Origin of the sequence: Flavobacterium pisciphilum, from assembly GCF_020905345.1 — a bacterium.
Classification (GTDB): domain Bacteria; phylum Bacteroidota; class Bacteroidia; order Flavobacteriales; family Flavobacteriaceae; genus Flavobacterium; species Flavobacterium pisciphilum.
The window spans coordinates 5108175-5134812 of record NZ_JAJJMO010000001.1; the positions used below are offsets into that span (position 1 = coordinate 5108175).

The window sequence follows — 26638 nt, forward strand, 5'->3', positions numbered from 1 at the left end:
GATAAGATGGTTATAATGTGTCCTTGTATATGTGTCTGATAGTCAATTTGTTTTGGTTTTCAGGAGGTGTTGTAGAAATGAGGTTAGTTGCTATTTCTATTTATTATGCTTAATACACCTGAATTAGAGATTATAATTTCCATGATTAAATAGTTTTATAGTTTACTTAAAATTTTTCTATCAATATAAAAAGTTCCAAAAGGGATAATTGAAGCCAATAGCACTTTCCAAATAGTCGTTTTAAATTGCCATTTTTGTTCAACCCCGATGCTTAAAGTGTTGATTATAAAAAGTACAAATAAGAATCCATGTATGGTTCCCATTATTTTAGAACCATCAGGATAATTGAAAAAGTATTTTAGTGGTACTGCTATAAAAACAAGAATGAGTAATGATATTCCTTCAAGCATAGCTATCAGACGTAATCTTCCAATATTTGTTTTGAGTAAATGTTTCATATTAAATTATTATTTAAGTTGATAATTAGTATTATAAAGCTCTTATATAGGGTCTTTGTGATAGGATAGAAAAAGGCCAAGGAACAGCAATTAAGAAGACCATGAATGCAATAATGAACCAAATCAACATAATCTTAAACTTTTCTTTATCAGTTGATTTTCTTTTGGATAAGGCAGCGCCTATCGTTAAAATAATCACGCCTATGGTCATTAATGTAGGATGAATTAGGGTGTAGAATAAAACATCAAAGTTTTGAATCGCTTCAGGCACATTTTTCCAGAAATATTTTATAATCGGACTTTGGATATAAAGTATTATTCCAATTGTTAATTGTATATGAGTAAATGTTGTCGCCCATTGTCTGATTAAAGTATCGCTATAAGAGAACTTTTGGTTGGTTTTGTATCCATTATATGCTTTATAAATGGCATAAATAAGACTTATAATTACTAACCAACGGATTAAAGAATGAAGAAAAAGTAGAGTAGGGTACATATTGTTATGTGCTTTAATTAATTATTGTGTTTTAAAACATACTAATTAGTATGTTTTTGGGTAAAAAAATTATTTTAAAAGATTAAGATAGTTTTTAAGTTCATTCAAATAATTCATATAGACAGATTTATTGTTTTCAAGTTTACCAAAATTACGGATTCCCCAGTAACCTGAAATAATGAAAAAAGTAACTTGTTTTGCGTTTATGTTTGGATTAATGAAATTGTTTTTTTTTCCATTTTCAATACTTGTGATCATTTGATTTTCCCATTCTTTCATTTGTTTTAAAATAGACTTTCTAAAGCTCTCATTCCAAGGAGTCATTTCCTGTACAAAATTTGAAATTGGGCAACCATATTCTACTTTCATAAATTTGTTTTCCATTAGCAGCTCATACATCATATTGTAAATAGATTCTAATGGGTTTCCATCAGGAGAATCTAGTAATATATTGTTTTTGATTGTGCTGGGATTCAGAATCTCATTTATAATAGCAATTCCCATTTCATTTTTATTCTTGAAGTGGTAATAAAAGGCTCCTTTAGTTACTTGTGTAGTAGCAAGTATATCATCAATACTGGTAGCCTGGTACCCCTTGGCATAGATAAGTTCATAGCTTTTTTGTAAAATATTTAGCCTGGTTGCTTCAGCTTTTTTCATAAAACATACTAGTTAGTATTTTTTTTGTAAAGAAAGCAAATATTTACGGTTTGTGCAAGCAGATTTTTGTTCTACTTGTTTTTTAAAATATGAAAATACAATTGCAGATGAAAAAAGAAAAATTATAAAAGCTGTTTTGATTTAAGCATAATTTATTGTCTTTTTTCATAGTATCTTTTAATAAAGAACTGTACAATAATGGTAACTAAAAGTAAAATTGCAAAAAGAAAATTAAAAGCAACAATTCCTAGCATTACCAAGCCACATCTATTCTGATATTCAATATTTGCATTTATATTTTCAGAAGCGATATATACAGAAAGTATTGATAAAGGTATTTGTAAAATTATAGTGATTAGAGATATATAACCAAAATTTAATTTTATCTTTTTTTTAATTGCTTTGGATCCCCATATAATTTGAATCAAAAATGGTATTACCAGTAGTATAAAAGGTGATATTCCGTACATTTATAAGATTTTTTTTGCTGTTTTGATTACTAATGTTAGGAACTGAATACCTGAATTACAGAGATTGCTTATTAAGTCTGTAAACAGTAAACTGAGACTGTCTTTCGACTTCGCTTAGGATGACAATAACACAAACCGAGACTGTAAACTGAGGCTGCAAACTGAATTATTTCTTCAAAGTCAATCCAAGTGGGACCATCAAAATACCTTTTTCGTAGATGTTAAGATATAAATTAATTGGTTTTTTCTGTCCTTCCCATTTTAGTTCATAAACATCAAGAAATCCAGCACCCATATCACTTCTTTTAGAAGGGAATGGACAACAGCTTTCAAGTTTAGTATAAGTTATTTTCTCGCCATTTGGACCAGCCAAAGCATTTAAAAAGCGTTGTTGATTAATAACTTCATCTTTAGAAGTTCTGTAAAAAATGTTTACAGGGTAATCTTTGTCATAGCCATATTTTTTGTCTTTACTATATGCTGTAATTACAAAAGTATTGTCTTTAGTTAAGGTCAGGTTTGGTGCATTATCATCTACATTTTTTAAAGTAGATTTTGTGCTTACACATGATGTAGCAGTAATAAGTAAAACTATAAAAAGAGCTATTTTTTTCATTTTTAAGGCAGTTTAATAATACAAATGTAAGTGGTTTTAATAAAAATAGTCCATAGATTAAAAAGAATTAAATTTTTTCTTTTTAGTCGCAGGAGAGACCTAACAGGTTTTAAAAATCTATTGGGTCTAAAGCAATTTTTGATCTTTTTAATTATAAAAAAGAAACAGTACAAATGTACATTGGCTTTCTATTTTGTTTTTATTGAATTCAGTTTTAAAATACCAATTACAATCAGATATTGTGCCATAAGATAGGTAAGCATAATAAAAAACGAACTTTTATAAATAGGTTCGTAAAATTTGTCCATTGCTAAAATACTATCAGAAAGGACAAAAATAATCGCCCCAATAAATATATAGGTATTAGCAGGTTTGTCCCAAACTAAATAACCACTAAATGCATATAAAAGCATTGTAGAAATTGTCAATGCATAAACAATTACAGGAAGTTGTAAATCACCCAATTTTGGTAGCAGAACGGTAAGCATCGTTGCCAAATAAATTAAAATAGCTACTAACCCAATATAGAAAGTGCTTTTGTTTCTTGAAACATCAGGTTTGTTTTGCTTATTAAACAGAACAATATAAATGATATGGGATAGTAAAAATGCAACTAAGCCTAATATAAAATAGATTTCGGCAATATCAGCAAACAATAATATTACATCACCAACCCATGAGAAAAATAAAGCACCAAGGAGTATTTTTTTGGAAGGAAATTCACTCGAAAAATAAACTCCAAGCCATAAAATCGGAATCAGTAACCCTTTTAAATACCAAGCAATATGTTCAAGATTAAAAAGAAGAATTAAAAGATAAAAAAGACTAAAACCTACAAAGATTTTTAAGAATAAAGGGCTTTTCATAGTTTGTATTTAAGAGTTTACCAGTATAGGTTTTATGCTTTTGAAATCGACTTTTACGAAATAAATTGTGATCAATAAAGAAATAATGAGGTATCCAATAATAAAAATATTACCGAAAGGGAAAACAGAATTAAGACCGAACCAATCTCCAAAATAATAAATAATTGCAAGAACGGTTACTAAACGTAAGCTTTCCCATAAAATAGCAAAACGATTTTTATCCATTAGTTCAGTATAGCTATAGATAGTTATGAAAATAAAAAAGCCATAATAAAAGATATTTGGGAAACCAATCTTGGCAATATTACTAAACAAATAACTTACAAATAGCAATGTTATCATAACTTGGGTAATCGACCAGTATATGAGTTTTGTAGAGTTATCAGTTCCGTATTTGGCATAATTATATACATCAGTAATTTTATTGACAGGATATTTTTCTTCAAAATTTTCAGGACGCCAGCCAGTTGGTTTGAACCATATTGTAAATTTATCTTTCCAGTTCTCAGCACGCCAAGCATCGCTAATTAATAATGCTAAATGCTGAAAGTTAATTCGAATGGGATTCCATGTATTTGCGGGTCTTGTGATACCAAAAACTGGCGGAACAGTTTCTAATTCTTCTTGAAAAGTACCAAAAAGTTTATCCCAGAATATAAATATCTGTGAATGATTTTTATCTAAATATTCAGGATTGATGGCATGGTGAACCCTGTGATGGGATGGAGTTACTAAGATATGTTCTAATGCTCCCATTTTTTTTATGTATTTGGTATGATACCAAAATTGCAAAAATAAGTGTAGTGGTAATGTAATTGCAATTACAGTTGCAGGAACACCAAGTAGGGCAGCTGGAATTAGTAAAAAAGTAAATAAATTAACAAAACTAGCTATGGGCTGTCGTAGGGCACAGGCTAGATTAAATTCTTCACTGCTATGATGAATAGCATGTTTATTCCAAAGAAAGTTAATCTGATGGGATAGACGATGACTCCAATAGCCGTAAAAATCAATGACAAAGAATCCAACTATATAAGTAATTATAGTGTTTTCGATGTGATAAATAGCAATTTTAGAAACCAGCCATTCATACGAAATGAAAGTGATGGTAAGACCTAGAACATCTTTTACCGAATTTGTAATCCCTGAGCTTATGCTAGATACACTATCAATAAGAGGAACATGGTCTTGTTTTATGTATAGACCATACGATTTTTCGATTATAATTAACAATAAAAAAATCGGCATTGCAATGATTAGTATTTTCCCGTACTCTTCCATAAAAAAAATAGTGTAATTTATTCAAATATAGAATAAATTACACTATTTTTTAAATTATTGATAATTATTTTAGATTATCTCTGCACTTAACCCAGCTTCCAGAAGTTGGGTGCATTGTGGCTTTAACTTATCCATCGGTCCCGTTTTTACGGTACATTTTCCGTTGTAATGAACAATTAAAGAACATTGTTCTGCTTGTTCGGGTGTATGATTGCACACGCGAATTAAGGTTTCTATTACATGATCAAAAGTATTTACATCATCATTATACACAATGATTTCGTTGTTAAAAGATATTGCTTCCTTTTCCCGAACTTTTTCTCTTACTTTTTCTTTAGTACTCATTTTTTTTAGTTTTTGTACTGTTGTAATTAATTAACTACAAATTTACATATTTTAAAGAAACCCAATTATTTCTTTGAAATTTTTTAACATATTCCAATCCTTTTTCAGTGCAAGAAGCATCGATGTAAGGAATGTCTTCTTCATAAAAGCCACTTAATAATAAAGTCCCTTTTGGGTTCAGGCAATCAACATAACTTTGCATATCATTTAGTAAAATATTACGGTTGATATTAGCAATAATCAAATCGTATTTTTTACCTGCCAATAATGCTGCGTCACCTTCATAAACGCTGATATGTTTGCAATTATTGCGTTCAGCATTTTCTATAGAGTTTAAATAGCACCAATTATCAATGTCGATTGCGTCAATAGGTTGAGCGCCTTTCATTTCGGCAAGAATAGCAAGTATAGCAGTTCCACAACCCATATCTAAGGTTTTCATTCCATTAACATCCATCTCTAATAGATGCTGAATCATCATGTGAGTTGTTTCATGATGTCCAGTTCCAAAGCTCATTTTTGGTTCGATTACAATGTCAAACTCAGCATTTGTTTTTGGATGAAATGGAGCACGAACATGACAGTTTCCATCAACATCAATAGGCTCGAAGTTTTTTTCCCATTCTTCATTCCAATTTACTTGCTCAATTTCTTCGAATGTATATTCAATCTTAAATTCATCCGATTGCAAAATATGAATATCTTCTAGAATCGTTTCGTCCCATAAATCTTTTTGTACAAAAGCAGAAATTCCAGTTTCGGTTTCGGTAAAACTCTCAAAAGCTTTCTCGCCTAATTCGGCAATTAGTATTTCTGATCCTAATTCTTTAGGTTCAATTGTAAAGTGATACCCGATATAAATGTTTGACATATTTGTTTTTTTTGCAAAGGTAGCAATCGAAACTTGAAATTGTTTAAAAAAATGAATAACGTTATCATATTATACAGTACTTTAGCTTAAAATTTGTAAGTATTATTAAAAAATGAAAGGCTTAATTGTTGTACTATTATTTATTGTTATAAATAGTTCGGGATGTGATGAAAAACAAGAAGTAATTCGTTCTTTTTGTTATTGGAAAACAAGTGCTTATTTTGATAAAGAAGAGGATTCAATTTGTAAGACTTTAAATGTAGAACATATGTATGTTCGTTTTTTTGATGTCGATTGGAATCCATACACAAAAGAACCACTTCCAGTAGCTACGATTAGGCATTTTGACTTTAACGAGAGTAATCCTGTTATTACGCCAAGTGTTTTTATTACCAATGATGTTGTGTTAGAGTCAAGTAGGGAGCAATTGGATACTTTGGCTAAAAGAATTCAGAAAAGGATAAAAGAAATTGGACTCAGTTATATAGATCGTAAAGCAGGAGTAAACGCAGATAGAATTGTTTATGCTGATTATGATAAGCAAAAAGGGGATTTTAGAAAAAGATTGAATTCAGATTCCATAAAAGCTATTGAATTAGGCAAGCTGAACCCCGATTTTAGCGAAATATTAATTGATTGTGATTGGACAGAAAAATCAAAAGAGAATTATTTTTATTTGTTAGAGCAAGTTAAAAAAGAATTAAAAAATTGCCAATTGTCAGCAACTATACGATTGTGGCAATATAAATATTCTGAAAAAGCGGGAGTTCCTCCTGTTGATAGAGGGTTATTAATGTGTTACAATCTATCTAGTCCAAATGATTATAAGACAAAAAACTCTATTGGAACTAGTGATGAATTAGAAAAATATATCACCCATAGTGACTATAAGCTTGATTTAGATATAGCGTTACCACTATATAGTTGGTCGGTTGTTTTTAGAGGGAATCAGTTTAAAGGAATTATATCTGATTATGAGGAATTTATTAAAGATGGCGAAAGGTTCAAAAAAATAGCACCTAACAAATATATACTCCAAGATGACGTTTTGGTAGGACAGACATATTTGCGTAATGGTGATGAAATAAGAATTGAAAAAATCTCAGATGAAGAGATTAACAAAATGATTTCAATTATAAAGAATAGGGTACCATTTGATAATAATACAAAGGTTACTTTCTTTTCATTTGATAAAAAATACATCCATGATTATGGAATCAAAAACATATCCGGTTATTATGCGCGTTTTCAGTAGCATAATTTTATTATTTGCTTTTCAGTTTTCGTTTGCTTGTGGGTGGAGCGAATCTGACGAAACAAGTCGATTAGTTTTGTTTAAATCTGAAAGAACGGGATTTTTAAAATTGAATTATTTTTGTTATTCGGCTAATACCTTTCACGAAGTCAGTGAAGTGTCTAGTAAAGATCAGGAATTAAATTGTTTAGAATGGCAGAGAAAAATAGGGGCTACTGTTACTACAGCTGATATTTATACGATTTTGTATGAAACAGATTCAGATAAATTTCAAGTAGCTTATCAAAATAAGATATTAAAACAGACTTTTGCCAAAAATACTTTTATTGCAACTTTGTTGCTTCCTAAAAATAAAGCCTTTTTAGATTATTTAGTATTTGCTAAAAAATTAGAGTATAATAACGTCCCAAGCTCAAAATGGGAATCCTGGAGTAGTATAGATAGTTATCAAGAAAATGCAAACTCTGTTGCATTAGATGATTATGATGAAAAAATTTCTTCTGCTAAAGATCCTTTTTTAAAACAGCGTTATGCTTTTCTTATTCTTAGGGACCGTTTTTATAGTGCTGATAAAGCTGAAGTAATCCGTTTGTATGATACTTATTTTGCTAATAATAAAAATACAATTTTAGAGCCTTGGGCATTGTATTATAAAGCATTGTGTATTGATGATTTTCCTCTTCAGAATTATTTGTTAAGTAAAGTTTTTGCCTCTTGTGAGGATAAAACATTTGCAGTGATGCAACATTATAATTTTAGAAAGACAGCAGCAACATTGAGTTTAGCTAAAAATGATGAAGAGCGTAATATGATCTTGATTATTGAAAGCATGCGAAACCCTGCACCAGATTTAAATACGATGAAGCAAGTTTACAAGTTAGACCCTAATAGTATTTATTTTAGTTTTTTGGTTCAAAGAGAAATTAATAAACTCGAAGATTGGATTTTTACTCCTAAATATTCAGTTAATAAGATTCCTGCGATTAGTTCCGATTTATCGAGCTGGTACGATAATTATGTAAATGCAAAAACAGTTAATTTTAATAAAGATATCATCTATTTAAAAGAACTGAAACAATTTTTGATTGAGGTTCATGGTACAGTTTCAGGGGAACAAAAAGATTTTATTTCATCGGCAATTGCGCAATTGTGTTTTATAGACGATGAAATTGAGCTTGGGAAAAAGTATGTTGCTATGATTTCTGATAAAGCCAATGCTTCAATCCAGTTGCAAAAAAATATCCAATTGGCTCTTGTAGTGTTGAAACAAGATAATTTGCAAGACAAAAATATCCAGAACAATCTCTTTAATTATTTTAATGCGATAGAAAACTTGGTTGAAGAGGATAATAGTTTGCTTAAGAATTTATATAGTTTATATAGAATAGCAAGTAATGAATTTTCTAAAAAAGGAGATAGAGCAACAGCAGGCTTGTTGTTTTTAAAGTCTAATCTTAAAAAAGAAGCTTTGAATTCGTGGTATTATTATGAGCCAGCTTTTTATCAATATATTGGTTATTTTGAAAGATATGCAACTCTGGAGGATATGGATAATTTGATTGCATTATATAAAAAGGAAAATAAAACACCATTTGAAAAATATATTTTGGCAGGGACAATAGCCCCAGATGTAAATTATTATAGAGATGTAAAAGGAACTATTGCTTTTAGAAAAAACAATTTAGCACTAGCATATCAAATATTTGCGAGCATGCCAGCAGATTTTTGGCAAAAAAACTATGAGTATAAGCATTTTTTAAATGAAGATCCATTTGTTCCTAAAGTCTTGCAAAAGCAGAAAGAAAAAAAGTTTACTTATCATTTTAATAAAGCCGAATTTGTGGCTAGATTAATTGAGTTAAAAAAAGAAAATACTGCCAAAAGTAATTTGCTATTGGCTCATGCTTACTTTAACGTCTCTTATTGGGGAAATTCTTGGATGATGATTGCTTACGACTGGTCTTCTAGTGGAAATTGGAAAACGTACTCAGATTATGTTTATGGAGAGACTAATTATGATGCTGAGATGACCTATCAAAATTCAAATTATTATAGATGTACGTTGGCTAAAATGTATTATGAAAAAGCACTAGAATTATCTAGAAATAAAGAAGAGAAAGCATTGGCAAGTTTAATGATTTTCGAATGCAACTATTATGATTATTATAAAGATTTAGATAATTTTATTGGTAAACGAGCCGCTTTTAAATCAGGTAAAGAATTAGTTGATTTTTATACTATTTATAATAAAACAAACACATTTAAGCAATATAATTGTCCGCTTTTAAAAGCATTTATAAATTAGATTTTGGCATTGGTTAAGTGGGTTGATGCCGATTAACGGATAGTTTGTATGTGAAAAACATAAAACAAAAAAGAGCGATAAAATTAATTATCGCTCTTTTTATTTATTGCCCTTAATAGATTTAGTTGTTGTTATCTAAATTTCTTAATTGGTGTAATTTTTCTTTCCAAACGTCAAGACTTTCTTTGTGTAGCGCAATGTTTTTGCGAACTTCTAGAACGATTGAATTTTCTTTTTTTGCATTTTTTGTATTGGTAAAGAACTGAATGTTATTCTCTAATTGGAAAATTTCATTTTGAACTTCTTCAATTTTACGCATTAAGAAAATTTTCTCATTGTCTAATTTTCTAGTATCGTTGCTTTCTGATAAATTATCAATTCTGTTTGAAAAACGAATCATTTCTGTTTCCTTTTTGCTTAGACTTAATTTTTCAAAAAGAGCATCTAGAATTTTATTGAATTTACCTTCGATATGACGTCTAGGGAAGGGTACTTTTCCGAAGCCTTTCCATGTCTCGATGTGTAATTTAATAGCATCAAGATCGGTTTTATGGTCACCAGTAAGTTGAAATTCTCTGATAGTTTCTAAGTAGGCTTTTTTGTTGTCAAATGCAGCTACTTCATCACCATTCTCTTCGTTTTTGTGCTCTTTTAGTTTATCAAAATAACTATTACAAGCATCTTTAAATTCTTTCCAGATTTTATCTGAATATTTTCTAGGAACATGACCAATTTGTTTCCACTCTTCCTGAATTTTCTTCATTATTGGAGTAGTCGATTCATAATCGGTACTTTCTTGTAATTCTTTGGCTTTGGCAACTAGAGCCATTTTTTTATTTAAATTGTCGTTTTGGTCTTTTTTAATGTCTTTGTAAAATGAATTTTTAAAAGTATTAAAATTTCTAACGGCAGTTTTAAATGCACTCCAAGTAGCTTCGTTTACATCTGAAGGAACTTTTCCAGCTGCAAAAAATGCAGAACGTAACGCTTCTACTTTTTCTATTTGTTGCAACCATAAAGAGTGTGTATTCACTTTCTCGGTAGCAAGAGTTTCAATTTGTGAAATGATGTTTTTCTTAACTTCTAGATTTTCAAGTTCTGTACCTCTAATGTTTTCGAACAAAACTTCACGTTTATCATGGATTTTTTTAGTTAATTCACTAAACTTATTCCATATTTCATCACGATGTTCTTTAGAAACGGGACCGATATCTTCTTTCCAGATTCTATGTAAATCTTGTAGTTCTCTAAATGCTTTACTTACATCAGCTTCGTTTACTAATTCTTCTACGCGAGCAACAATTTTTTGTTTTTGTTCTAGATTGTGTTTAAAATCTAAATCTCTAGCTTCACGATCTAAATGTAGATAATCATAAAAGTTCTCAACATGAAAATGGTAGTTATTCCATACGTGATTGTATTTATCTTTTGGAATTGAACCTGCATTTTTCCATCTTTCTCTTAATTCATTAAAGTGCTTAAGAGTGTCTTTTATGTTTTCTTGCGGATTAATAAGCTCTTTTAATTCCTCAACAATAGCCAATCTGTTTTCTAAATTTGATTTTAGATTGGTTTGTAGACTTTTAAAGTGTGCATTTCTATGGTCTCTGAATATATTGTAATATTCATCAAATTTTGTTTTTAATGGAGAATGATATTGAAATTCTTCGTTTGGATCTTGATTTTCAGCATTGAATTCTTCTCTTTTTTCTTCGATAAGATGATTGTACTGAAGCAAAAACGATTTTTTAATCTCTTCAATATGCTCTTTTACAGACATAACTTTATCTGACGAAACTAATTTTTTTAGTTCTGCAACTAACTCGTCTAGCGAAAAAGTATTATAATCATGCATTGGAAGGTCATGACGCTCTTTTAGCGTTTCATCTTCACTTTCTTCGGCATTAGAATTGGTTATTGCATCTAATGCTTTCTGATTTTGAGTCTCGGCAACAGTTTCTTTATCTGACAATTCTTCTTCAGAAGAAGTTATTGTGTTTTCAGATTCAGCTACAACGGTTTCCGCTTCACTTTCATTAATTTCAACTGAAACAGTTTGATTGTTTTCAGTAGAATTTGCAGATTCAATTTCTAATTTTCCATCTGCCTCTTGCAGGTTATCATTCTTTTCTTCTAACATTTTGTCAATGTATAAGGTTTTTACTTTAAATCTAGAGCGAAAGATACTAAAGGTGTTCCGAACTACAAAATAAATCCATTATTTATAGTGTGTTTAAGTTTAAAATTCTTGTTAAATGGTTGTTTATGAGGTTGTAAATGCGATTAAGGATACTGTTGGATATTTAAAATATTCTCGTTTTTTTGCTTAAAAAGGATTTTACTGCTATTTTTTATTTGAAAATCGTTTTACAATTGCCTGATAATGTTTGCCTCCGTCTTTTAGTTTTCTTTCCTGTGTTTTAAGGTTTACAGCGTATAATCCAAATTTTTTTGCATAACCTAAACTCCACTCAAAATTATCAATTAAGGACCAATAATAATACCCTCTCACATCATATCCGTCTTTTATAGCTTCAGATATGGCGTATAATTCTCTTTCTATAAATAGCCCTCGTCTGTTGTCTTTGGCATCGGCAATACCTGTTTCGGTAATTATAATGGGTTTTTTGATTCGAGACATTCGTTTAATTGCTCTGTATATCCCTTCGGGATAAACCGTATAATCCATATCAGTCATTTCTTCGCCTGCTACTGGTGAAAACATTTTTTCATGTTCGATGAATTTAAATGTAGTAGCATAGTGAGAGTAATAATTTAGCCCCATGAAGTCTATAGTGTTGGGGGCATCTTTATCAAAATAATTTTCATTGGCTTGAAATGGAACTCCAAAATGATATTTCCCAGTTTCGAAAAAGTTTAATGACGAATTGTTAAAATTATCATTGGCTACCAAGGCTCCCATCCAATCAAGTAGGCTCCATCTGTTTTTGGGTTCAAAGAAGAAAATGTCTTTTACGATGCCTATTTGTGACTCCTTACCATTTGGTAATTTCTTCATCATTTTGTAGGCTTGTGTGTGGGCAATTAGTATGTTTTTTAAGACTCTTCCAGCAATCTTAGAATTCTTTTTACCTGGAGGAAAAATATCTGACATGAATGCTAGATTTGTGTAAACATTAATTTCATTAAATGTTGTCCAATACGTAACTCGATTGCTGTATTTTTTGAATACAATTTTTACGAATAATAGAAAGTAAGCAATGTTTTCTTCTTTTTCAAATCCGTCTTTGTTCATAAACCACAGTGGTTCTTCGAAATGATGTAATGTAATGTTTGGGGTGATTTTTTTAGCCAATAAGCTATCAATTACATTTGAGTAATGCTGAATAGCATCGGAATCGAATTTACCTTCCTCGGGGTTTATTTTGCTCCATGATAAAGAGAAGCGATAAGCATTTACACCTAGCTCTTCCATTAGTTCTATGTCTTTTGGATATAGATTCCAATGATCTGTAGCAAGTCCTGCTTTGTCATGGTTATCAATTCGTGGTTTGCCATTTTGGTCTTTCTGGTTTTCCCACCATGACCAGTTGTTATTTGTGTGACCTCCTTCGACTTGATGTGCTGCTGTAGCGGTTCCCCAATGAAAGTTTTTAGGAAAATTTAAGTTGGAAGTATTTTTTTGAGACCAATCCCAGTTTGTTAATGGGTATTTTGTAGAAAGGTAAATAATTATGAGCAGGTATAGTATTGCAATAACAACTAGTACTTTTAAATATACATTCATGCTTTGTCTATCTATTTTTTGATAATAACAAAGCTAGAGCATTAAGGTTAAGTGGTTGTTTTATGGTGTTATGTTAGTATTAAAAAAAAACTGTTTGTAAAGAGGGATGGAGGGAGGTTTAAAAGGTGTAGAGAGGTAAAGTAACACAGGTGAAATTTGAATGACTATAATCTTATATTCTAGATAGTCTAGATTGGGATTGTTTTGGGATAGTTGTTTCTGTAAAAAAAAAGACCACAATCTTGTGATTGTAGTCTTTAGTATTTTTTTTGAGTTTTTTATTTATTCCAGATTTTCCATGCTTTTTCGGCTTGGAAAATAAGCATATCATATCCGTTTTTTATGGTTGCTCCGTTTTCTTTAGCTTTTTTAAGAAATGTTGTTTCTTCTGGATTGTATATTAAATCGTAAGCAATGTGTCTTTTTGTGAAAAACTCATACGGAATTGCTGGACAAGCCTCGATGTTTGGGCTAGTGCCAACAGGTGTACTATTGATTATAATTTGGTAGTTATCAAAAGTTGTAGCATTGATTAGATTGTAATCAATACAATCCTCTTTTGCCTCGCGTGAAACAAACGTGTATAATATACCTAATTCATCCAAAGCATAAGCGACTGCTTTTGAAGCACCTCCTGTACCAAGAATTAAAGCTTTCTTGTGGTGTGGTTTCAATAAAGGTTTCAATGATTTTTTAAAACCATAGTAATCGGTGTTGTATCCTTTTAGTTTTCCTTTTTTGGTGAATCTAATAGTGTTTACAGCACCGATTAATGTAGCTTTTTTTGATAGTTTATCTAAAAAGGGTAATACTTGTTGTTTGTAGGGTATTGTTACATTTAATCCTTTTAAATCCGGATTGTTTTTCGTTAACGTTGTAAAATGGTTAATTTCTGGAATATCAAAATTTTCATAACTACATCCTTTAAAATGTTCGTCGCTGAATTTTTCGGTAAAATAACCTTTCGAAAAAGAATAACTAATGTTTTTTCCTAACAAACCGAAACGCCTTTTTAAAATATGAATCATTATTGTTTTTTATGTTTTGTAATATAGTTTTGTACCATTTTTTTTGTCCAAACTACAGGGAATAAGTCTTCGATTAATATGTAATTATCGAATTTTAATCGCAATCCATTACTTAAATGGAATTTAGCTTTTGTGTTATCCTGTATCATGAAATATAATCCAGCCAAACGGTATTCGATTTCGTTTTCTTCTGGGAAATATTCTGATGCTTGTAATAAGGTTTGTATAGCACTTTCAAACTCGCCCAAAAACTGAAGTATATCTACCCAAAACAACCACGTGTCAAGTGAATAATCACCAAACTCTACTGCTTTTCGGTAGCCAAACTCTGCTTCTTCAAAAAAGTTCATTTGTTTGTTTATTGTTGCATAACGTTTCCAATACAAACGATTTTGATTGTCTATTGCTAATGCTTTGTTGACAAAAAACAATGCTTTTTGATAGTTTTTCTGGCGTACATAAAAATCGGTTATGGCTATCCATCCTTTATCTAAAAGAGGATCTTCATGAACGGTTTTATTGTAATATTTTAATGCTAATGCTTTGTTTCCAAGTTTTTCGTAACATTTTCCTATTCTCAATAGTGCATACGAAGTTGCATCATCGAGTTCGATGGTACGATTGTAGCTTTCTATTGCTTCGGCATATTTTTTTAAACGTTCGAATGCTTTGGCTCTTTCCATGAAAGCACCAAGAAACTCATCGTCGATTAGGGTAGCATAATCAAAAGCACGTATTGCGCTCTCATATTCTTTTATGCCATAATGCAAACGACCTAGCTGGTGCCAAGCGATTTCACTATATGGGTTTTTGTTTATATACTTGTTTAAATAGGTAATAGCTTCTTGATTTTGGTCTAAAAACTCAAAACAATAAACTACATTGTATAAGGCCGATTGGTCTTCCAAATCTTCTTCTAGACATTTGATAAAGTTCTCTTTTGCCATTTCAAGATTGTCCATAAAAAGATATTCCATACCGATTAAATTGTACACATCGGCAAAATCATCGGTATATTCCAAAGCGATTTTAAGCAGTTCGACTGCTTTTTCGTGTTGGTCTCTTTTAGAATAGATGTTTGCTTTCTGGATGTAAATTTCTTCGTTGTTGGGTTCGATTGCGTACAACTCATTTAAAAGCTTTTCAGCTATTTCGAGTTTGTCGTCATACACTAGCATCTCTACTTGTACTAATTTTAAGCCTGTAGATTTTGGATGTTGGTCTAATGCAAGTTTTAAGGCTTTCTTTGCTAAATTAGCCTTGCCTATGTCCAGATAATGAAGGATAATCTCTTCGAATTCTTCTGAATCAAAAAAGAGTACTTTGTTAGTTTTTAACATTGACTCAAATTTGGATAGGGATAGGTTATAATCTTCTTCTTCGTTGCTTAATTGCATACTGTATTTTTTTGATATTAGCCTTTTATAAAATTAGGCAACATGTTTTTGTTATGTGGAGAAAGAAGGAATTGTTGTGAACAATTTAATTAACAATATTGGTAGTGTATACAAGCTGTTTTTAGGTGAAACCTTTTTTTTAACGGATTGTATTTTATTTTTTTAACTGTTTTGTTATCAACGATATGCGTTAGCCCAGATAGCAGCGGTATCCTTTTGTTTTTTTCTTTAAAAACAAAAGATATAGCGGATAGCTGGAAATAGCTCCTAATTATTCTTTTTGTTTATTATTTCATCCATTACATTTAGGATTGTGGCGCAACCTTCTCTTATTTCTTCTTCTGAAATTGTTAACGGAGGTGTAATGCGTATCGCACATCCTTCAAACAGTAACCAAAATAAAATAAGCCCTTTGTCCTGACAGCTTAAAATAACTTCGTTTGTTATTTCGGCACTTTCTGTCATGGCTGCAAGCATTAATCCTCTTCCTCTAACTTCCTTAATCAAAGGATGTACCAAAAGTGATCTAATTAGTTTTTCTTTTTCTAATGTTTCAGGCATTAGGTTTGTTTCAGTAATTTCTTTCAAAGTCGCCAAACAGGCTGACGCAATGACAGGGTGTCCTCCAAATGTGGTTATATGACCGAGTTTTGGGTTTTCGGTTAGCAAGTCCATTTTTTCTGCTGATGCTGTAAATGCGCCTACTGGCATTCCGCCTCCCATTCCTTTTCCCATAACGACGATATCGGGAACGACATCGTAATTCTGGAATCCGAATAGTTTTCCGGTTCTTCCAAATCCTGGCTGGATTTCGTCGACTATCATCATAGCTCCAACTTCGTCACAGCGTTTGCGTACTTTTTGTAAAAAGTTATCGTGTGGCTCTATAAATCCTGCTCCTCCTTGAATTGTTTCTAAAATAATTCCGGCTGTTTTGGTAGTTATTTTTTGTAAATCTTCTTCGCTATTGAAGGTTATAAAATCTACATCTGGAATTAAAGGTCTAAAGGCTTGTTTGCGCTCTTCGAATCCCATAACACTCATTGAGCCCATTGTGTTACCGTGATAGGCATTATAACACGATATTAACTGACTGCGTCCTGTTGTTCTTCGGGCTAGTTTTAATGCACCTTCAATTGCTTCGGTTCCTGAATTTACTAAATAGGTTTTATTTAATGATTCTGGTAGGAGAGAAGCCATTAGTTTACAATATTCTACCGCTGGGCTTTGTGAATACTCTCCGTAGACCATTACGTGCGAATATTTGTCTAGTTGGTCTTTTATTGCTTGATTTACTCTCGGATGTTGGTGTCCAAGGGTACAGGCTGATACACCTGCTACAAAATCTAAATATTTTTTATTATTGGTATCGTATATGTAAGATCCTATAGCGTGTGAAACTTCCATTCCTAATGGATATGGTGATGTTTGTGCTTGGTATTTTATAAAATCGGGATTCATTTTTTTTTTCTTTTAAGATACTGTGGTTCTAAGGTCTGCTAATATTACTGAGAACTGAGAACTATGACTGTTAACTGCGACTGCTAACCGAGTCTGTTAATTAAAAATGAGAGTAAATACTATTTTTTAGCCTTTACTGTCTTTTTTGAAGGTTTCTTTTTGTCGTAATCAAGTGTTTCTTTCCTTATTTTCATAGGAACATTTTCTTTGGCATTCTCAATTTTGCCTTCTTCGACTAATTTATCATTGAGTTCGTTTTCTTCGGCAGTGAATATATCGTCTTTTGACTTAATTTTTTCTTCTCCTCTCCAATTCATCCCTCGCAGTTTCCGTGCATTTTCGGGTAATTCGGCTTCTGGAAAGATATCTCCATCGACCTGATTGAAGAATGTAATGGTTTCGATAGCATTATTTTCGAGTATAAGATTGATTTTACTACTTACGTTTTTATTGATTCCTATGAGTTCTTGGGCATCATTACGCATATAATAAACAACTTCTGTATTCTTTATTACATCGACATCGTGTAGTTTTCCTTCTTTAAATTTTCCATATAAATTTAATCCCTTGACTTGATTATAGCCGGTTCCCAAGGTATCCTTGGAGATGATAAAGGTATTATTGAGGACTTTTAGCGAGTCGAGTTTTTTGGTGTTGTTGTCACCAATAAGGTGCATGATATCTCCTGTAATCTGACTTTCGCCATTCCAGAGTATTGGGTTTCCTATTAGTTTGGTTAAAGCCGTTCGGCTACTTGAATGTATCGAATCGCATTTTCCGCTCATATCTGTTTTAAAAAATCGAACATTATTAAAGGCTCGTATAATACGATCGCCTTCTTTTCCTGTAACCATTAGTCTTTTTCCGTGTATGTAAACCGAATCGTTCTCGACAAAGTTTATCGCTACGGCTCTCTTAGTTACAAACATAGAATCTTTTTGTTTGTATATTTCAGCATAATGCCCTTTTACAATTCCTCGATTTATTGAGTCGGTAATTTTTACATTTCGCGTTGCCGAAGCAAAATCTTTGTTTCGGTCGTAGTACAAACTATCTCCTTCAATCAACCGATCTTCATAGCGGATGTATGATTTTCTGAGAAAATGGGCTAGATTCTTTTTGGTGTCGTAAAACCCTTTTTCTGTATAGATAAAATCGGTTTTACTAGTAATTGTTGATGGTCCAAACAAATAGGAATGTCCAGAATTACTGTAATAATCCAGATGATTTGATTTTATAATACATTTAGGATTGGTAACTGTAACTGCAGTTAAGAATTTAAACTTTTTTTCTGCTACATAATATCTCCCAGATTTACTTTCTAAAGTATTTTCTCTGTTTACAATGGTTCCTTTGGAATTATAGTATACTTCTTGGATATTCCTGTCGAAGTTAATGGTGTCAGTTTGTAATGTTGCGTCTGGTGAACTCATAACAGGATTTCCTGTTGCAAACGCTTTTTTTGAATTACCACTATATTCAGCATATTTACTGTTTAGAAATAAGGTGTCACCTTGTACGATTTGTACATTTCCAAATGCTTTTAGGTAGTTTTCTCCTTCAAACAAATAAGCTTTGTTACATGTTAAAACAACACCATCGTGATTTACTTTTACATTTCCGGTAAGTAAAACAGCGCCCGGCATTTCGATTTCGTTTCTATCTACAAAATCTGAATGTTCGATGTTGATAATTTTTGGAGCCTGTGCTATTCCTAAATTTACACTTAAAATGAGCAAGCAGCTATATATGAAAAAGAGTGATTTCTTCAATTGATTAAATTTTTGTCAAATTTATGAAAAAGGAAACAACCTTAACTGATATTAGGATTTATTTATAATTCAAAATTACACTTAAATTTTGGATGTTACTATTTTTAAGTTATCAACAAATAATCTTACTAACACGTTGTAGTGTTTGTAGTGGGGGCAATTTTTTAGTTAATTTTTTATTGATGAATTTAAGTTTTAAAAAATAGATTAAATTTAAAAATTCGTTAATGCTTTTTTGCATTAAAAAATTAATATAATGAAGTTATAAAAGATATGATAAAAGCAAGAGTTCTTGTGGCAGGGATTACCGCTATGGTTTTGGTTACTGCATGTAAAACAAAAGATATAAAACTAAATACGGACAAAAAAGTAGTAGTTTCTGAAAATAAAGTTGTGGTCTATCAAGTTTTTACTCGTTTGTTTGGAAATAAAAACACAACCAATAAACCTTGGGGTACTATTGAAGAAAATGGAGTAGGGAAGTTCAATGATTTTACAGATAAAGCGTTAAATGAAATTAAAGATTTAGGAGTTACCTATATTTGGTATACAGGTGTTCCTCACCATGCCTTAGTTCGTGATTATACTGCATACGGAATTTCTAATGATGATCCTGAGGTAGTAAAAGGAAGAGCTGGATCTCCATATGCTGTAAAGGATTATTATAATGTAAATCCTGATTTGGCAGTTAATCCTGCGAATCGCTTGCAAGAATTTGAGGCTTTGATTGCTCGTACGCATAAAGCAGGTTTAAAAGTTATTATAGATATTGTTCCGAATCATATTGCTAGAAAATATGAAGGCAAAAACAATCCAACTGGTGTGAATGATTTTGGTGCTAATGATGATGTTTCTGTTGTGTATAAACGGGATAATAATTTTTACTATATACCCAATACTCCTTTTGAGATTCCAGATAATGTTGTTCCGCTAAATGGAGAGAAAAATCCACTTGTAGATGGTAAATTTGATGAATATCCTGCAAAATGGACTGGTAACGGTTCTAGTAAAGCTAAACCGGATCAAAATGATTGGTATGAAACTGTAAAAGTAAATTATGGTATTCGTCCTGATGGTTCTAAAGATTTTCCTGAATTGCCTGCTGGGTTTGATGCAAAACCGTATCAAGATCATTATGATTTCTGGAAGGATAAAGAGGTTCCTGATTCTTGGAAAAAATTTAAATCAATTGCCTTGTATTGGATTTCTAAAGGTGTTGATGGCTTTCGTTATGATATGGCCGAAATGGTTCCGTATGAATTTTGGAGTTATATGAACTCTGCTATTAAGACTAAGAATTCAAATGCTTTTTTGCTTGCCGAGGTATATAATCCAAAAGAGTATCGTAATTATATTCATTTGGGAAAAATGGATTACTTATATGATAAGGTTGAAACGTATGATAAACTGAAAGATATCATTAAAGGAAAGTCATCTCCTGATGAACTTTCAGAGATTCAACATAATATGGCAGATATAGAGCATAATATGTTACACTTTTTGGATAACCATGATGAGCAACGTTTGGCAAATTCTGAGTTTGCAGGAACCCCAGAGAAAGGAAAGCCACTAATGGTTGTTTCTACTACAATAAGTACTTCGCCTACGATGGTATATTTTGGGCAAGAAGTAGGTGAGGCTGGGAATGAAGATGCAGGTTTTGGGAAGCCTTCTAGAACTTCTATTTTTGATTATATTGGAGTGCCTAATCATCAACGATGGATGAACAACGGTAAATTTGATGGTGGACAGCTTTCACAATCGGAAAAGAACCTGCGAGATTTTTATAAGCGATTATTGAATTTTTCTATAAAAAGCCCTGCTTTAATGGGGCAATTTCAAGAAATCCAGACTGTAAACCGTAAGGATACTCCAGCTTATGATGCTAGCATTTATTCTTATGTGCGTTGGTCAGAGAATCAAAAACTAATCGTTGTGGCTAATTTTTCTGCTGATAAAACAAGTGTATTTGAATTAAAAATCCCAGCAGCTGTTATCTCAAAATGGAATTTGAAAGATGGAGCGTATTTGCTAACAGATCAATTGTATTTAAAAGATAAAGTAAAGCTAAATGTAACAAATGGAGAAGGGCATGCTAAGATTAGGATAGCGCCATCTGAATCGTTTATTTATGAAGTGAAGTAGTTTAATAGATTAGGTTATAGAGCCTGTCTAGTTTGTTTTTATATATTAACCTTGTTCTATGAAATAACAGTCATAAAACAAGGTTTTTTTATTGATGTATTTGTAAATTGAATGGGAGTGGTATTTAATCTGCCTTAAAATAGTGTTTGTTGTGTCTGTTTCAGAATCAGCTATATAAAAAGAAAGCTGATACATTGTATCAGCTTTTTTTTAGACTCTACCAACCTTGGTTAGTGCAGTTTTATAATTTTCGTTTATCTTTTCCCAATTGACAATATTGAAGAAAGCATCAACATAGCTATTTTTTCTATTTTGATAATCTAGATAATAAGCGTGTTCCCATAAATCCAAAGCTAAAATTGGGGTTCCCGGAATTAGAGCATTTTTCATTAATGGATTGTCTTGGTTTTCAGTTGTGGTTATCTGAAGCTTTCCAGCTTTATCTACGACTAACCAAACCCATCCTGATCCAAATTGTTTACTTGCTTCATTTTTAAATAATGATTTAAAATTAGCAAACGATCCAAATTCTTTATTCATTGCACTTGCTAATGTATCTGTAGCTTGCTCTGATTCTGGTTTTGGAGTCATACATTTCCAATAAAGGGTATGATTGTAGTATCCGCCTGCGTTATTACGCAGTTTAGCATCATTCAAGTCTAGTTTGCTCAAAATTTGCTCAATCGTCATATTTACATAATCTGTATTAGCGATTGCTTTATTTAGATTATTTGTATAGGTTAAATAATGCTTTGAGTAATGTGTTTCGAGTGTTAATGATCTGATGTTTGGAGCCAAAGCATTATAGGCATACGGAAGTCTTTCAAGTTGAAATGCCCCTGGGTTTGCTTTTACTTCGTCTGGACTACCAATTATTATTTTTTCATCTTTTGAAGGTAACGGAACTTCTACAACTTCGGTAAGTTTGTTATTGTCGTTACATGAAAGAATTGTAAGTGAAATCAAGATAAAAAACGAAAATTGAATACCATATTTTTTCATAAAATATCTATTTAGTTATTAGTGAATTAATGATTTCTATATAATTTTCTTTAGCTTCATCTGTGCTTAAATGACTAATTTGAATCCATGCATTTGTTTTAAAAGCATTTCTTAAGTCAAAATTTTCAGATTGATTATACTTTGCCGTTCCAAAAGTAGCTTGTTTATAAAAAGCATACAGCCTCAATTGCACATCTTGTGGCAGTGAGGCTTGCGTCATTTTGGAAGCAATTTCGACAGCCTCTAAAAATCGTATGTCTAGGTCTTTTTCTGTCATTAAGCTTTTGTAGCGATAATTGTTTTACCACCAATTGCTTTTTGGTTTAATACCACATTGATAGGCGTACCCAAAGGTAAGAAAATATCTACTCTTGAGCCAAATTTAATAAAACCAGCATCAGTACCTTGTTCTACTTGCATACCTTCTTGTGCATAATTTACAATTCGACGAGCCAATGCTCCTGCAATTTGTCTGTATAGAACTTCTCCGAAAGATTTATTTTCGATTACAACTGTTGTTCTTTCGTTTTCTTCACTTGCTTTTGGATGCCATGCAACTAAGAATTTACCTGGGTGGTATTTGCTAAATTTCACAATTCCGTCTAATGCATAACGAGTTACGTGTACATTTATTGGTGACATGAAAATTGAAATTTGAAGACGTTTGTCTTTAAAATATTCTCCTTCGTAAACTTCTTCAATCACAACAACTTTACCATCAACTGGAGCAAGAATTTGATTGATGTCTTTAATTACAGTTCTCTTAGGGTTTCTGAAAAACTGCAATATGATGATTAGTAGCAATAACGCACTAATCTGAATTAGCATTTTGATCCAATTGGTATCAATAAAATGATCAGTTAATAAAAGTACAACACTAACGAATATAGTGCCTAATAAAATGGATTGGGTTCCTTCTTTATGAAACATAATTTAAAATTTGATAAAATAAAAATACAATTGGTGCTACAAATATAACACTATCTAATCGATCTAAAACACCTCCATGTCCAGGCATTATTGTTCCGCTATCTTTAACTCCGGCAATTCTTTTAAATTTTGATTCAATTAAATCGCCGATAGTACCAAAAACTCCAACGATTAAAGCAATAATAGTCCATATTAAAATAGATTTATCACTGAAATTTGGGTTTGGTTTGATGTATAATTTTGAAATTAAAAAGCCTGCAAAACAAGCAAAAACAACTCCACCTAGAAATCCTTCTATGGTCTTTTTTGGTGAAATACGTTCAAATAATTTATGTTTTCCTATAGATTTGCCGACCAAATAGGCAAAGGTATCATTTGTCCATATAAGAATGAATAATCCAATAATGATTTTAGGATTATAATCTTTAACTCCAAATGAAATTTTGGTAATAAAAATAAAGGGTAGTGTAATGTATCCTAATAAATAGATGTATTTAGATGTTCTACTTATAGTTTGGGTATCATCAAATAAAAACACAATACATTTTACAGATATCAACAATGTAATTACTAGTAATACAGTATTTAATTGATCTATATTGATAGTAAATTTAATATCTTCTTTTAAGAATTTATTGATGTAGTTTTCTGTTTCGTTTTTGTAAAAGCTAATCAGTGCAACTGACGAATAAAAAGTGGAAACAAATAAAAGTGAAAATATTTTATTGATGTTAGCTAGATTACAAAATTCATACGTTGCAATTACTAGGAAAACACCGAAAAGTATAATGAAACTTTCCGTTGAATACAGGATAGACGTTAATAGTAATACTATATAAACGGCACCTGATAGAGCTCTCTTGAGGGTTTCATTCATATTATAGATCTTCTAAGAGCAATAAATATAAGTTCTTAGCAACACTTCCGTATTGCGTAAAATCTTCTTCTTTTGCTTTTTCGAAATATTTTATAGTGGTAATATTGGTAGGGTAGTCTCTTTCGTATTTACGTTTTATGGCGCTTAGTCCATCACTTTTGGCAGTCAGAATTTGACTTGTAGTTGCAATAATAACAATATTTACGGGTAACTCGTTTGGTTTATTTTGTTTTATTTGTTTTGATGAAAATAATATTGACCCTTCTTCTGCGATTAAGTTTTCACAACTAGCTAATAAAAATTTAGGATGAGCTGGGTTTTGATAAATTAATTTATTTTCTTCAAGTAAATGGAATAAGGCTGGTTCAAAACATGAAACTTCGTTTTCAAACCAATCGTTTTCTTCTAAGATATTTTCAAATTGTTCAGTTACTTCTTGAGTGTTTTCGCAATATAAAAATTTACCTCCATTTTTTTTAAAATTAAAAATGAATTGCTCATCTATAGAAAGAGGATTATCAGAATGTGAATTGCTATATTCACTTTGATTCTCTTCTTCAGATTCGTCATGGCTGGAGCCAAATAATTTTTTAAAAAAACTCATTATTGTTGAAATGCTTTACGTGTTAATTGAAAACGTTCAAAGATAAAAAAATCTTAATTCAAAAGTGGCTTTTGAATTAAGATTTTAAAAATAATTATATTATTTTGGTAGTATTACGAAACTACTTCTTCTAGATTTTTATCAAAAGTACGTTTTCCGAAAATTGCTTCTAAGTCATCTTTGAAAATAACTTCTTTTTCAATAAGGATTTCAGCAAGCTGATTTAACTTGTCTTTGTTCTCTTCTAATATTTGGATTGCTCTTTGGTATTGACCCTCAATTAGTTCTGAAATTTCTTGATCGATAACTTTTGCAGTCTCATCTGAATATGGTTTTGAAAAGTTATATTCACTTTGTCCTGTTGAATCGTAATAAGTAACATTTCCGATTTTTTCATTCAATCCGTAAATTGTTACCATTGCACGAGCTTGACGTGTAACTTTTTCTAAATCGCTTAATGCACCAGTCGAAATTCTGTCAAAAGTTACTTTTTCAGCAGCTCTTCCACCCATAGTAGCACACATTTCGTCTAACATTTGGTCTGTTCTTACGATTTGTCTCTCTTCTGGTAGGTACCAAGCAGCTCCTAAACTTTGTCCACGAGGAACAATAGTTACCTTAATAAGTGGTGCTGCATGTTCCAACATCCAACTTACAGTAGCATGTCCTGCTTCGTGAATTGCAATTGCTTTTTTCTCTTCTGGAGTAATAATTTTGTTTTTCTTTTCTAATCCACCTACAATTCTGTCTACAGCATCAAGGAAATCTTGTCTGTCTACAGCTGTTTTGTTGTTTCTTGCAGCGATTAATGCAGCTTCATTACATACGTTTGCAATGTCTGCTCCTGAAAATCCTGGAGTTTGTTTTGCAAGGAAATCTAAATCAAGACCTTCTACTTTTTTCAAAGGAGCTAAGTGTACTTGGAAGATTTCTGCTCTTTCACGAATGTCTGGTAAATCAACAAAAATTTGTCTGTCAAAACGACCTGCACGCATTAAAGCTTTGTCTAAAACGTCGGCTCTGTTTGTTGCAGCTAATACAATTACGTTTGAGTTTGTTCCAAAACCATCCATTTCGGTTAGTAATTGGTTCAATGTGTTTTCTCTTTCGTCGTTACCACCTGACATATTGCTTTTTCCACGTGCTCTACCTACAGCATCAATTTCATCAATAAATATGATTGCTGGAGATTTTTCTTTAGCTTGTTTAAACAAATCACGTACACGTGAAGCTCCTACACCAACAAACATTTCAACAAAATCAGAACCTGATAATGAGAAGAATGGTACTTGTGCTTCACCAGCAACTGCTTTTGCTAATAACGTTTTTCCTGTTCCAGGAGGTCCTACTAGTAAAGCTCCTTTAGGAATCTTACCTCCTAAGTTAGTATACTTTTCAGGGTTTTTCAAGAATTCTACAATTTCTTGTATCTCTTCTTTTGCACCTTCTAAACCAGCTACATCTTTAAATGTAGTTTTAATATCTGTTTTTTCATCAAATAGCTTAGCTTTCGATTTTCCAATATTAAAAATTTGTCCGCCACCGCCACCAGCGCCGCCTGACATTTTTCTCATAATGAAAATCCAAACTCCAATAAGGATGATTATTGGAAGTAAACCAACTAAAATATCAGTCCAGTTACTTTTTTGAACAAAATTAAAATCTTTCAGTTTCCCTTCGGCTACTGCTTTTTCTAACTTAGTTTGAAAAATTTGGTCATTACCAATTTCCAAAGTATAGTGAGGACCTTTATTTGGTCGGTCAAATATGTCTTTAGATACTTTTTTTTGCGCTGGATCCTTAAGTGCAGCAGCATTTAGATACACTTCAGCTTCAGCTTTATTGTATACAATTACTTTTTCAATTTGTCCTTTTTCTAAAAAATCATTGAATTTAGAAGAAGTTAATTGTGCCGGCTCTTGTAAACTTGATCCTCCGGTTGCAAAACTGATAAATAAAAATATTAAAAGTATTGCGGTATAAATTAACCAAGGACTTATTTTAAATTTACTCGGGGTTGGATTATTATCTTTAGCCATTTGAAGAAAGTT

24 protein-coding genes are annotated in these 26638 nt (G+C 31.5%); 3 read left to right on the top strand and 21 right to left on the bottom strand.

Annotation, left to right across the window (positions count from 1 at the left end; translation table 11 throughout):
* Positions 1–155 precede the first annotated feature (155 nt).
* The 9 genes from LNQ49_RS21765 to prmA form a co-directional block, all read right to left on the bottom strand.
* Positions 156–458 (bottom strand): DUF3817 domain-containing protein, encoded by a 303-nt coding sequence (locus LNQ49_RS21765; protein ID WP_229991044.1) that lies wholly within the window; start codon positions 456–458, stop codon positions 156–158.
* Positions 459–489: 31 nt separating this feature from the next.
* Complete coding sequence (locus tag LNQ49_RS21770; RefSeq protein ID WP_229991045.1) at positions 490–954, bottom strand: hypothetical protein; 465 nt, start codon at positions 952–954, stop codon at positions 490–492.
* A 69-nt stretch (positions 955–1023) separates the two neighbouring features.
* On the bottom strand, positions 1024–1614 hold the full coding sequence (locus tag LNQ49_RS21775; RefSeq protein WP_229991046.1) for a TetR/AcrR family transcriptional regulator: 591 nt from the start codon (positions 1612–1614) through the stop codon (positions 1024–1026).
* A gap of 152 nt (positions 1615–1766) precedes the next feature.
* Positions 1767–2084, bottom strand: a complete 318-nt coding sequence (locus LNQ49_RS21780) for a hypothetical protein (RefSeq protein ID WP_229991047.1) — start codon at positions 2082–2084, stop codon at positions 1767–1769.
* 166 nt (positions 2085–2250) lie between these two features.
* On the bottom strand, positions 2251–2700 hold the full coding sequence (locus LNQ49_RS21785; protein ID WP_229991048.1) for a 2-dehydro-3-deoxyphosphooctonate aldolase: 450 nt from the start codon (positions 2698–2700) through the stop codon (positions 2251–2253).
* Between the two features lie 188 nt (positions 2701–2888).
* The gene (locus LNQ49_RS21790) at positions 2889–3566 is read right to left on the bottom strand and encodes a lysoplasmalogenase (RefSeq protein WP_229991049.1); all 678 of its coding nucleotides are present in this window, start codon (positions 3564–3566) and stop codon (positions 2889–2891) included.
* A gap of 9 nt (positions 3567–3575) precedes the next feature.
* Positions 3576–4847 carry a sterol desaturase family protein gene (locus LNQ49_RS21795; protein ID WP_229991050.1) on the bottom strand — a complete coding sequence of 424 codons (1272 nt, stop codon included), beginning with the start codon at positions 4845–4847 and terminating at the stop codon, positions 3576–3578.
* Between the two features lie 69 nt (positions 4848–4916).
* Positions 4917–5192, bottom strand: a complete 276-nt coding sequence (locus tag LNQ49_RS21800) for an ATP-dependent Clp protease adaptor ClpS (protein ID WP_229991051.1) — start codon at positions 5190–5192, stop codon at positions 4917–4919.
* 34 nt (positions 5193–5226) lie between these two features.
* Positions 5227–6063 carry a 50S ribosomal protein L11 methyltransferase gene (prmA, locus tag LNQ49_RS21805; RefSeq protein ID WP_229991052.1) on the bottom strand — a complete coding sequence of 279 codons (837 nt, stop codon included), beginning with the start codon at positions 6061–6063 and terminating at the stop codon, positions 5227–5229.
* A gap of 112 nt (positions 6064–6175) precedes the next feature.
* On the opposite strand from prmA, the gene LNQ49_RS21810 reads away from it, so the two are divergent.
* Positions 6176–7318 (top strand): hypothetical protein, encoded by a 1143-nt coding sequence (locus tag LNQ49_RS21810; protein WP_229991053.1) that lies wholly within the window; start codon positions 6176–6178, stop codon positions 7316–7318.
* A complete protein-coding gene (locus LNQ49_RS21815; protein ID WP_229991054.1) occupies positions 7275–9623 on the top strand; it encodes a hypothetical protein in 2349 nt (782 codons plus the stop codon). The genes LNQ49_RS21810 and LNQ49_RS21815 overlap by 44 nt, the downstream gene beginning before the upstream one ends.
* Before the next feature lie 121 nt (positions 9624–9744).
* Here the strand turns inward: LNQ49_RS21815 and LNQ49_RS21820 are convergent, their stop codons facing one another.
* The 6 genes from LNQ49_RS21820 to LNQ49_RS21845 all read right to left on the bottom strand — a co-directional run bounded on the left by LNQ49_RS21820 (position 9745) and on the right by LNQ49_RS21845 (position 19029).
* The gene (locus LNQ49_RS21820) at positions 9745–11763 is read right to left on the bottom strand and encodes a DUF349 domain-containing protein (protein WP_229991055.1); all 2019 of its coding nucleotides are present in this window, start codon (positions 11761–11763) and stop codon (positions 9745–9747) included.
* A gap of 204 nt (positions 11764–11967) precedes the next feature.
* Positions 11968–13371 carry a glycoside hydrolase family 1 protein gene (locus LNQ49_RS21825; protein ID WP_229991056.1) on the bottom strand — a complete coding sequence of 468 codons (1404 nt, stop codon included), beginning with the start codon at positions 13369–13371 and terminating at the stop codon, positions 11968–11970.
* Between the two features lie 278 nt (positions 13372–13649).
* Positions 13650–14399, bottom strand: coding sequence for a shikimate dehydrogenase family protein (locus LNQ49_RS21830; protein WP_229991057.1), 750 nt, complete (start codon positions 14397–14399; stop codon positions 13650–13652).
* A complete protein-coding gene (locus tag LNQ49_RS21835; RefSeq protein WP_229991058.1) occupies positions 14399–15796 on the bottom strand; it encodes a tetratricopeptide repeat protein in 1398 nt (465 codons plus the stop codon). Before LNQ49_RS21835 ends, LNQ49_RS21830 begins: the two co-directional genes overlap by 1 nt.
* Before the next feature lie 267 nt (positions 15797–16063).
* Positions 16064–17257 (bottom strand): aspartate aminotransferase family protein, encoded by a 1194-nt coding sequence (locus tag LNQ49_RS21840; RefSeq protein WP_229991059.1) that lies wholly within the window; start codon positions 17255–17257, stop codon positions 16064–16066.
* Positions 17258–17376: 119 nt separating this feature from the next.
* Positions 17377–19029, bottom strand: a complete 1653-nt coding sequence (locus LNQ49_RS21845; RefSeq protein WP_428978346.1) for an OstA-like protein — start codon at positions 19027–19029, stop codon at positions 17377–17379.
* Positions 19030–19302: 273 nt separating this feature from the next.
* Between LNQ49_RS21845 and LNQ49_RS21850 the strand changes: the two genes are divergently transcribed.
* Entirely contained in the window at positions 19303–21174 is a 1872-nt protein-coding gene (locus tag LNQ49_RS21850; protein WP_229991060.1) for an alpha-amylase family glycosyl hydrolase, read from the top strand.
* Positions 21175–21384: 210 nt separating this feature from the next.
* Here the strand turns inward: LNQ49_RS21850 and LNQ49_RS21855 are convergent, their stop codons facing one another.
* The 6 genes from LNQ49_RS21855 to ftsH all read right to left on the bottom strand — a co-directional run bounded on the left by LNQ49_RS21855 (position 21385) and on the right by ftsH (position 26626).
* Complete coding sequence (locus LNQ49_RS21855) at positions 21385–22176, bottom strand: superoxide dismutase (protein ID WP_229991061.1); 792 nt, start codon at positions 22174–22176, stop codon at positions 21385–21387.
* A 7-nt stretch (positions 22177–22183) separates the two neighbouring features.
* Complete coding sequence (locus LNQ49_RS21860; RefSeq protein ID WP_229991062.1) at positions 22184–22453, bottom strand: acyl-CoA-binding protein; 270 nt, start codon at positions 22451–22453, stop codon at positions 22184–22186.
* Positions 22453–23106, bottom strand: a complete 654-nt coding sequence (locus LNQ49_RS21865; protein WP_229991063.1) for a phosphatidylserine decarboxylase family protein — start codon at positions 23104–23106, stop codon at positions 22453–22455. Before LNQ49_RS21865 ends, LNQ49_RS21860 begins: the two co-directional genes overlap by 1 nt.
* Positions 23096–23983 (bottom strand): phosphatidate cytidylyltransferase, encoded by an 888-nt coding sequence (locus tag LNQ49_RS21870; protein ID WP_229991064.1) that lies wholly within the window; start codon positions 23981–23983, stop codon positions 23096–23098. Before LNQ49_RS21870 ends, LNQ49_RS21865 begins: the two co-directional genes overlap by 11 nt.
* 1 nt (position 23984) lies before the next feature.
* Entirely contained in the window at positions 23985–24587 is a 603-nt protein-coding gene (locus LNQ49_RS21875; protein ID WP_229991065.1) for a lactate utilization protein, read from the bottom strand.
* A 113-nt stretch (positions 24588–24700) separates the two neighbouring features.
* Positions 24701–26626, bottom strand: coding sequence for an ATP-dependent zinc metalloprotease FtsH (gene ftsH / locus LNQ49_RS21880; RefSeq protein WP_229991066.1), 1926 nt, complete (start codon positions 26624–26626; stop codon positions 24701–24703).
* Positions 26627–26638 lie beyond the last annotated feature (12 nt).

What these genes read in the sequence shown, in the direction of transcription:
- LNQ49_RS21765 (WP_229991044.1), bottom strand. Translation starts at nt 458, where the DNA reads ATGAAACATTTACTCAAAACAAATATTGGAAGATTACGTCTGATAGCT.
- LNQ49_RS21770 (WP_229991045.1), bottom strand. Translation starts at nt 954, where the DNA reads ATGTACCCTACTCTACTTTTTCTTCATTCTTTAATCCGTTGGTTAGTA.
- LNQ49_RS21775 (WP_229991046.1), bottom strand. Translation starts at nt 1,614, where the DNA reads ATGAAAAAAGCTGAAGCAACCAGGCTAAATATTTTACAAAAAAGCTAT.
- LNQ49_RS21780 (WP_229991047.1), bottom strand. Translation starts at nt 2,084, where the DNA reads ATGTACGGAATATCACCTTTTATACTACTGGTAATACCATTTTTGATT.
- LNQ49_RS21785 (WP_229991048.1), bottom strand. Translation starts at nt 2,700, where the DNA reads ATGAAAAAAATAGCTCTTTTTATAGTTTTACTTATTACTGCTACATCA.
- LNQ49_RS21790 (WP_229991049.1), bottom strand. Translation starts at nt 3,566, where the DNA reads ATGAAAAGCCCTTTATTCTTAAAAATCTTTGTAGGTTTTAGTCTTTTT.
- LNQ49_RS21795 (WP_229991050.1), bottom strand. Translation starts at nt 4,847, where the DNA reads ATGGAAGAGTACGGGAAAATACTAATCATTGCAATGCCGATTTTTTTA.
- LNQ49_RS21800 (WP_229991051.1), bottom strand. Translation starts at nt 5,192, where the DNA reads ATGAGTACTAAAGAAAAAGTAAGAGAAAAAGTTCGGGAAAAGGAAGCA.
- prmA (WP_229991052.1), bottom strand. Translation starts at nt 6,063, where the DNA reads ATGTCAAACATTTATATCGGGTATCACTTTACAATTGAACCTAAAGAA.
- LNQ49_RS21810 (WP_229991053.1), top strand. Translation starts at nt 6,176, where the DNA reads ATGAAAGGCTTAATTGTTGTACTATTATTTATTGTTATAAATAGTTCG.
- LNQ49_RS21815 (WP_229991054.1), top strand. Translation starts at nt 7,275, where the DNA reads ATGGAATCAAAAACATATCCGGTTATTATGCGCGTTTTCAGTAGCATA.
- LNQ49_RS21820 (WP_229991055.1), bottom strand. Translation starts at nt 11,763, where the DNA reads ATGTTAGAAGAAAAGAATGATAACCTGCAAGAGGCAGATGGAAAATTA.
- LNQ49_RS21825 (WP_229991056.1), bottom strand. Translation starts at nt 13,371, where the DNA reads ATGAATGTATATTTAAAAGTACTAGTTGTTATTGCAATACTATACCTG.
- LNQ49_RS21830 (WP_229991057.1), bottom strand. Translation starts at nt 14,399, where the DNA reads ATGATTCATATTTTAAAAAGGCGTTTCGGTTTGTTAGGAAAAAACATT.
- LNQ49_RS21835 (WP_229991058.1), bottom strand. Translation starts at nt 15,796, where the DNA reads ATGCAATTAAGCAACGAAGAAGAAGATTATAACCTATCCCTATCCAAA.
- LNQ49_RS21840 (WP_229991059.1), bottom strand. Translation starts at nt 17,257, where the DNA reads ATGAATCCCGATTTTATAAAATACCAAGCACAAACATCACCATATCCA.
- LNQ49_RS21850 (WP_229991060.1), top strand. Translation starts at nt 19,303, where the DNA reads ATGATAAAAGCAAGAGTTCTTGTGGCAGGGATTACCGCTATGGTTTTG.
- LNQ49_RS21855 (WP_229991061.1), bottom strand. Translation starts at nt 22,176, where the DNA reads ATGAAAAAATATGGTATTCAATTTTCGTTTTTTATCTTGATTTCACTT.
- LNQ49_RS21860 (WP_229991062.1), bottom strand. Translation starts at nt 22,453, where the DNA reads ATGACAGAAAAAGACCTAGACATACGATTTTTAGAGGCTGTCGAAATT.
- LNQ49_RS21865 (WP_229991063.1), bottom strand. Translation starts at nt 23,106, where the DNA reads ATGTTTCATAAAGAAGGAACCCAATCCATTTTATTAGGCACTATATTC.
- LNQ49_RS21870 (WP_229991064.1), bottom strand. Translation starts at nt 23,983, where the DNA reads ATGAATGAAACCCTCAAGAGAGCTCTATCAGGTGCCGTTTATATAGTA.
- LNQ49_RS21875 (WP_229991065.1), bottom strand. Translation starts at nt 24,587, where the DNA reads ATGAGTTTTTTTAAAAAATTATTTGGCTCCAGCCATGACGAATCTGAA.
- ftsH (WP_229991066.1), bottom strand. Translation starts at nt 26,626, where the DNA reads ATGGCTAAAGATAATAATCCAACCCCGAGTAAATTTAAAATAAGTCCT.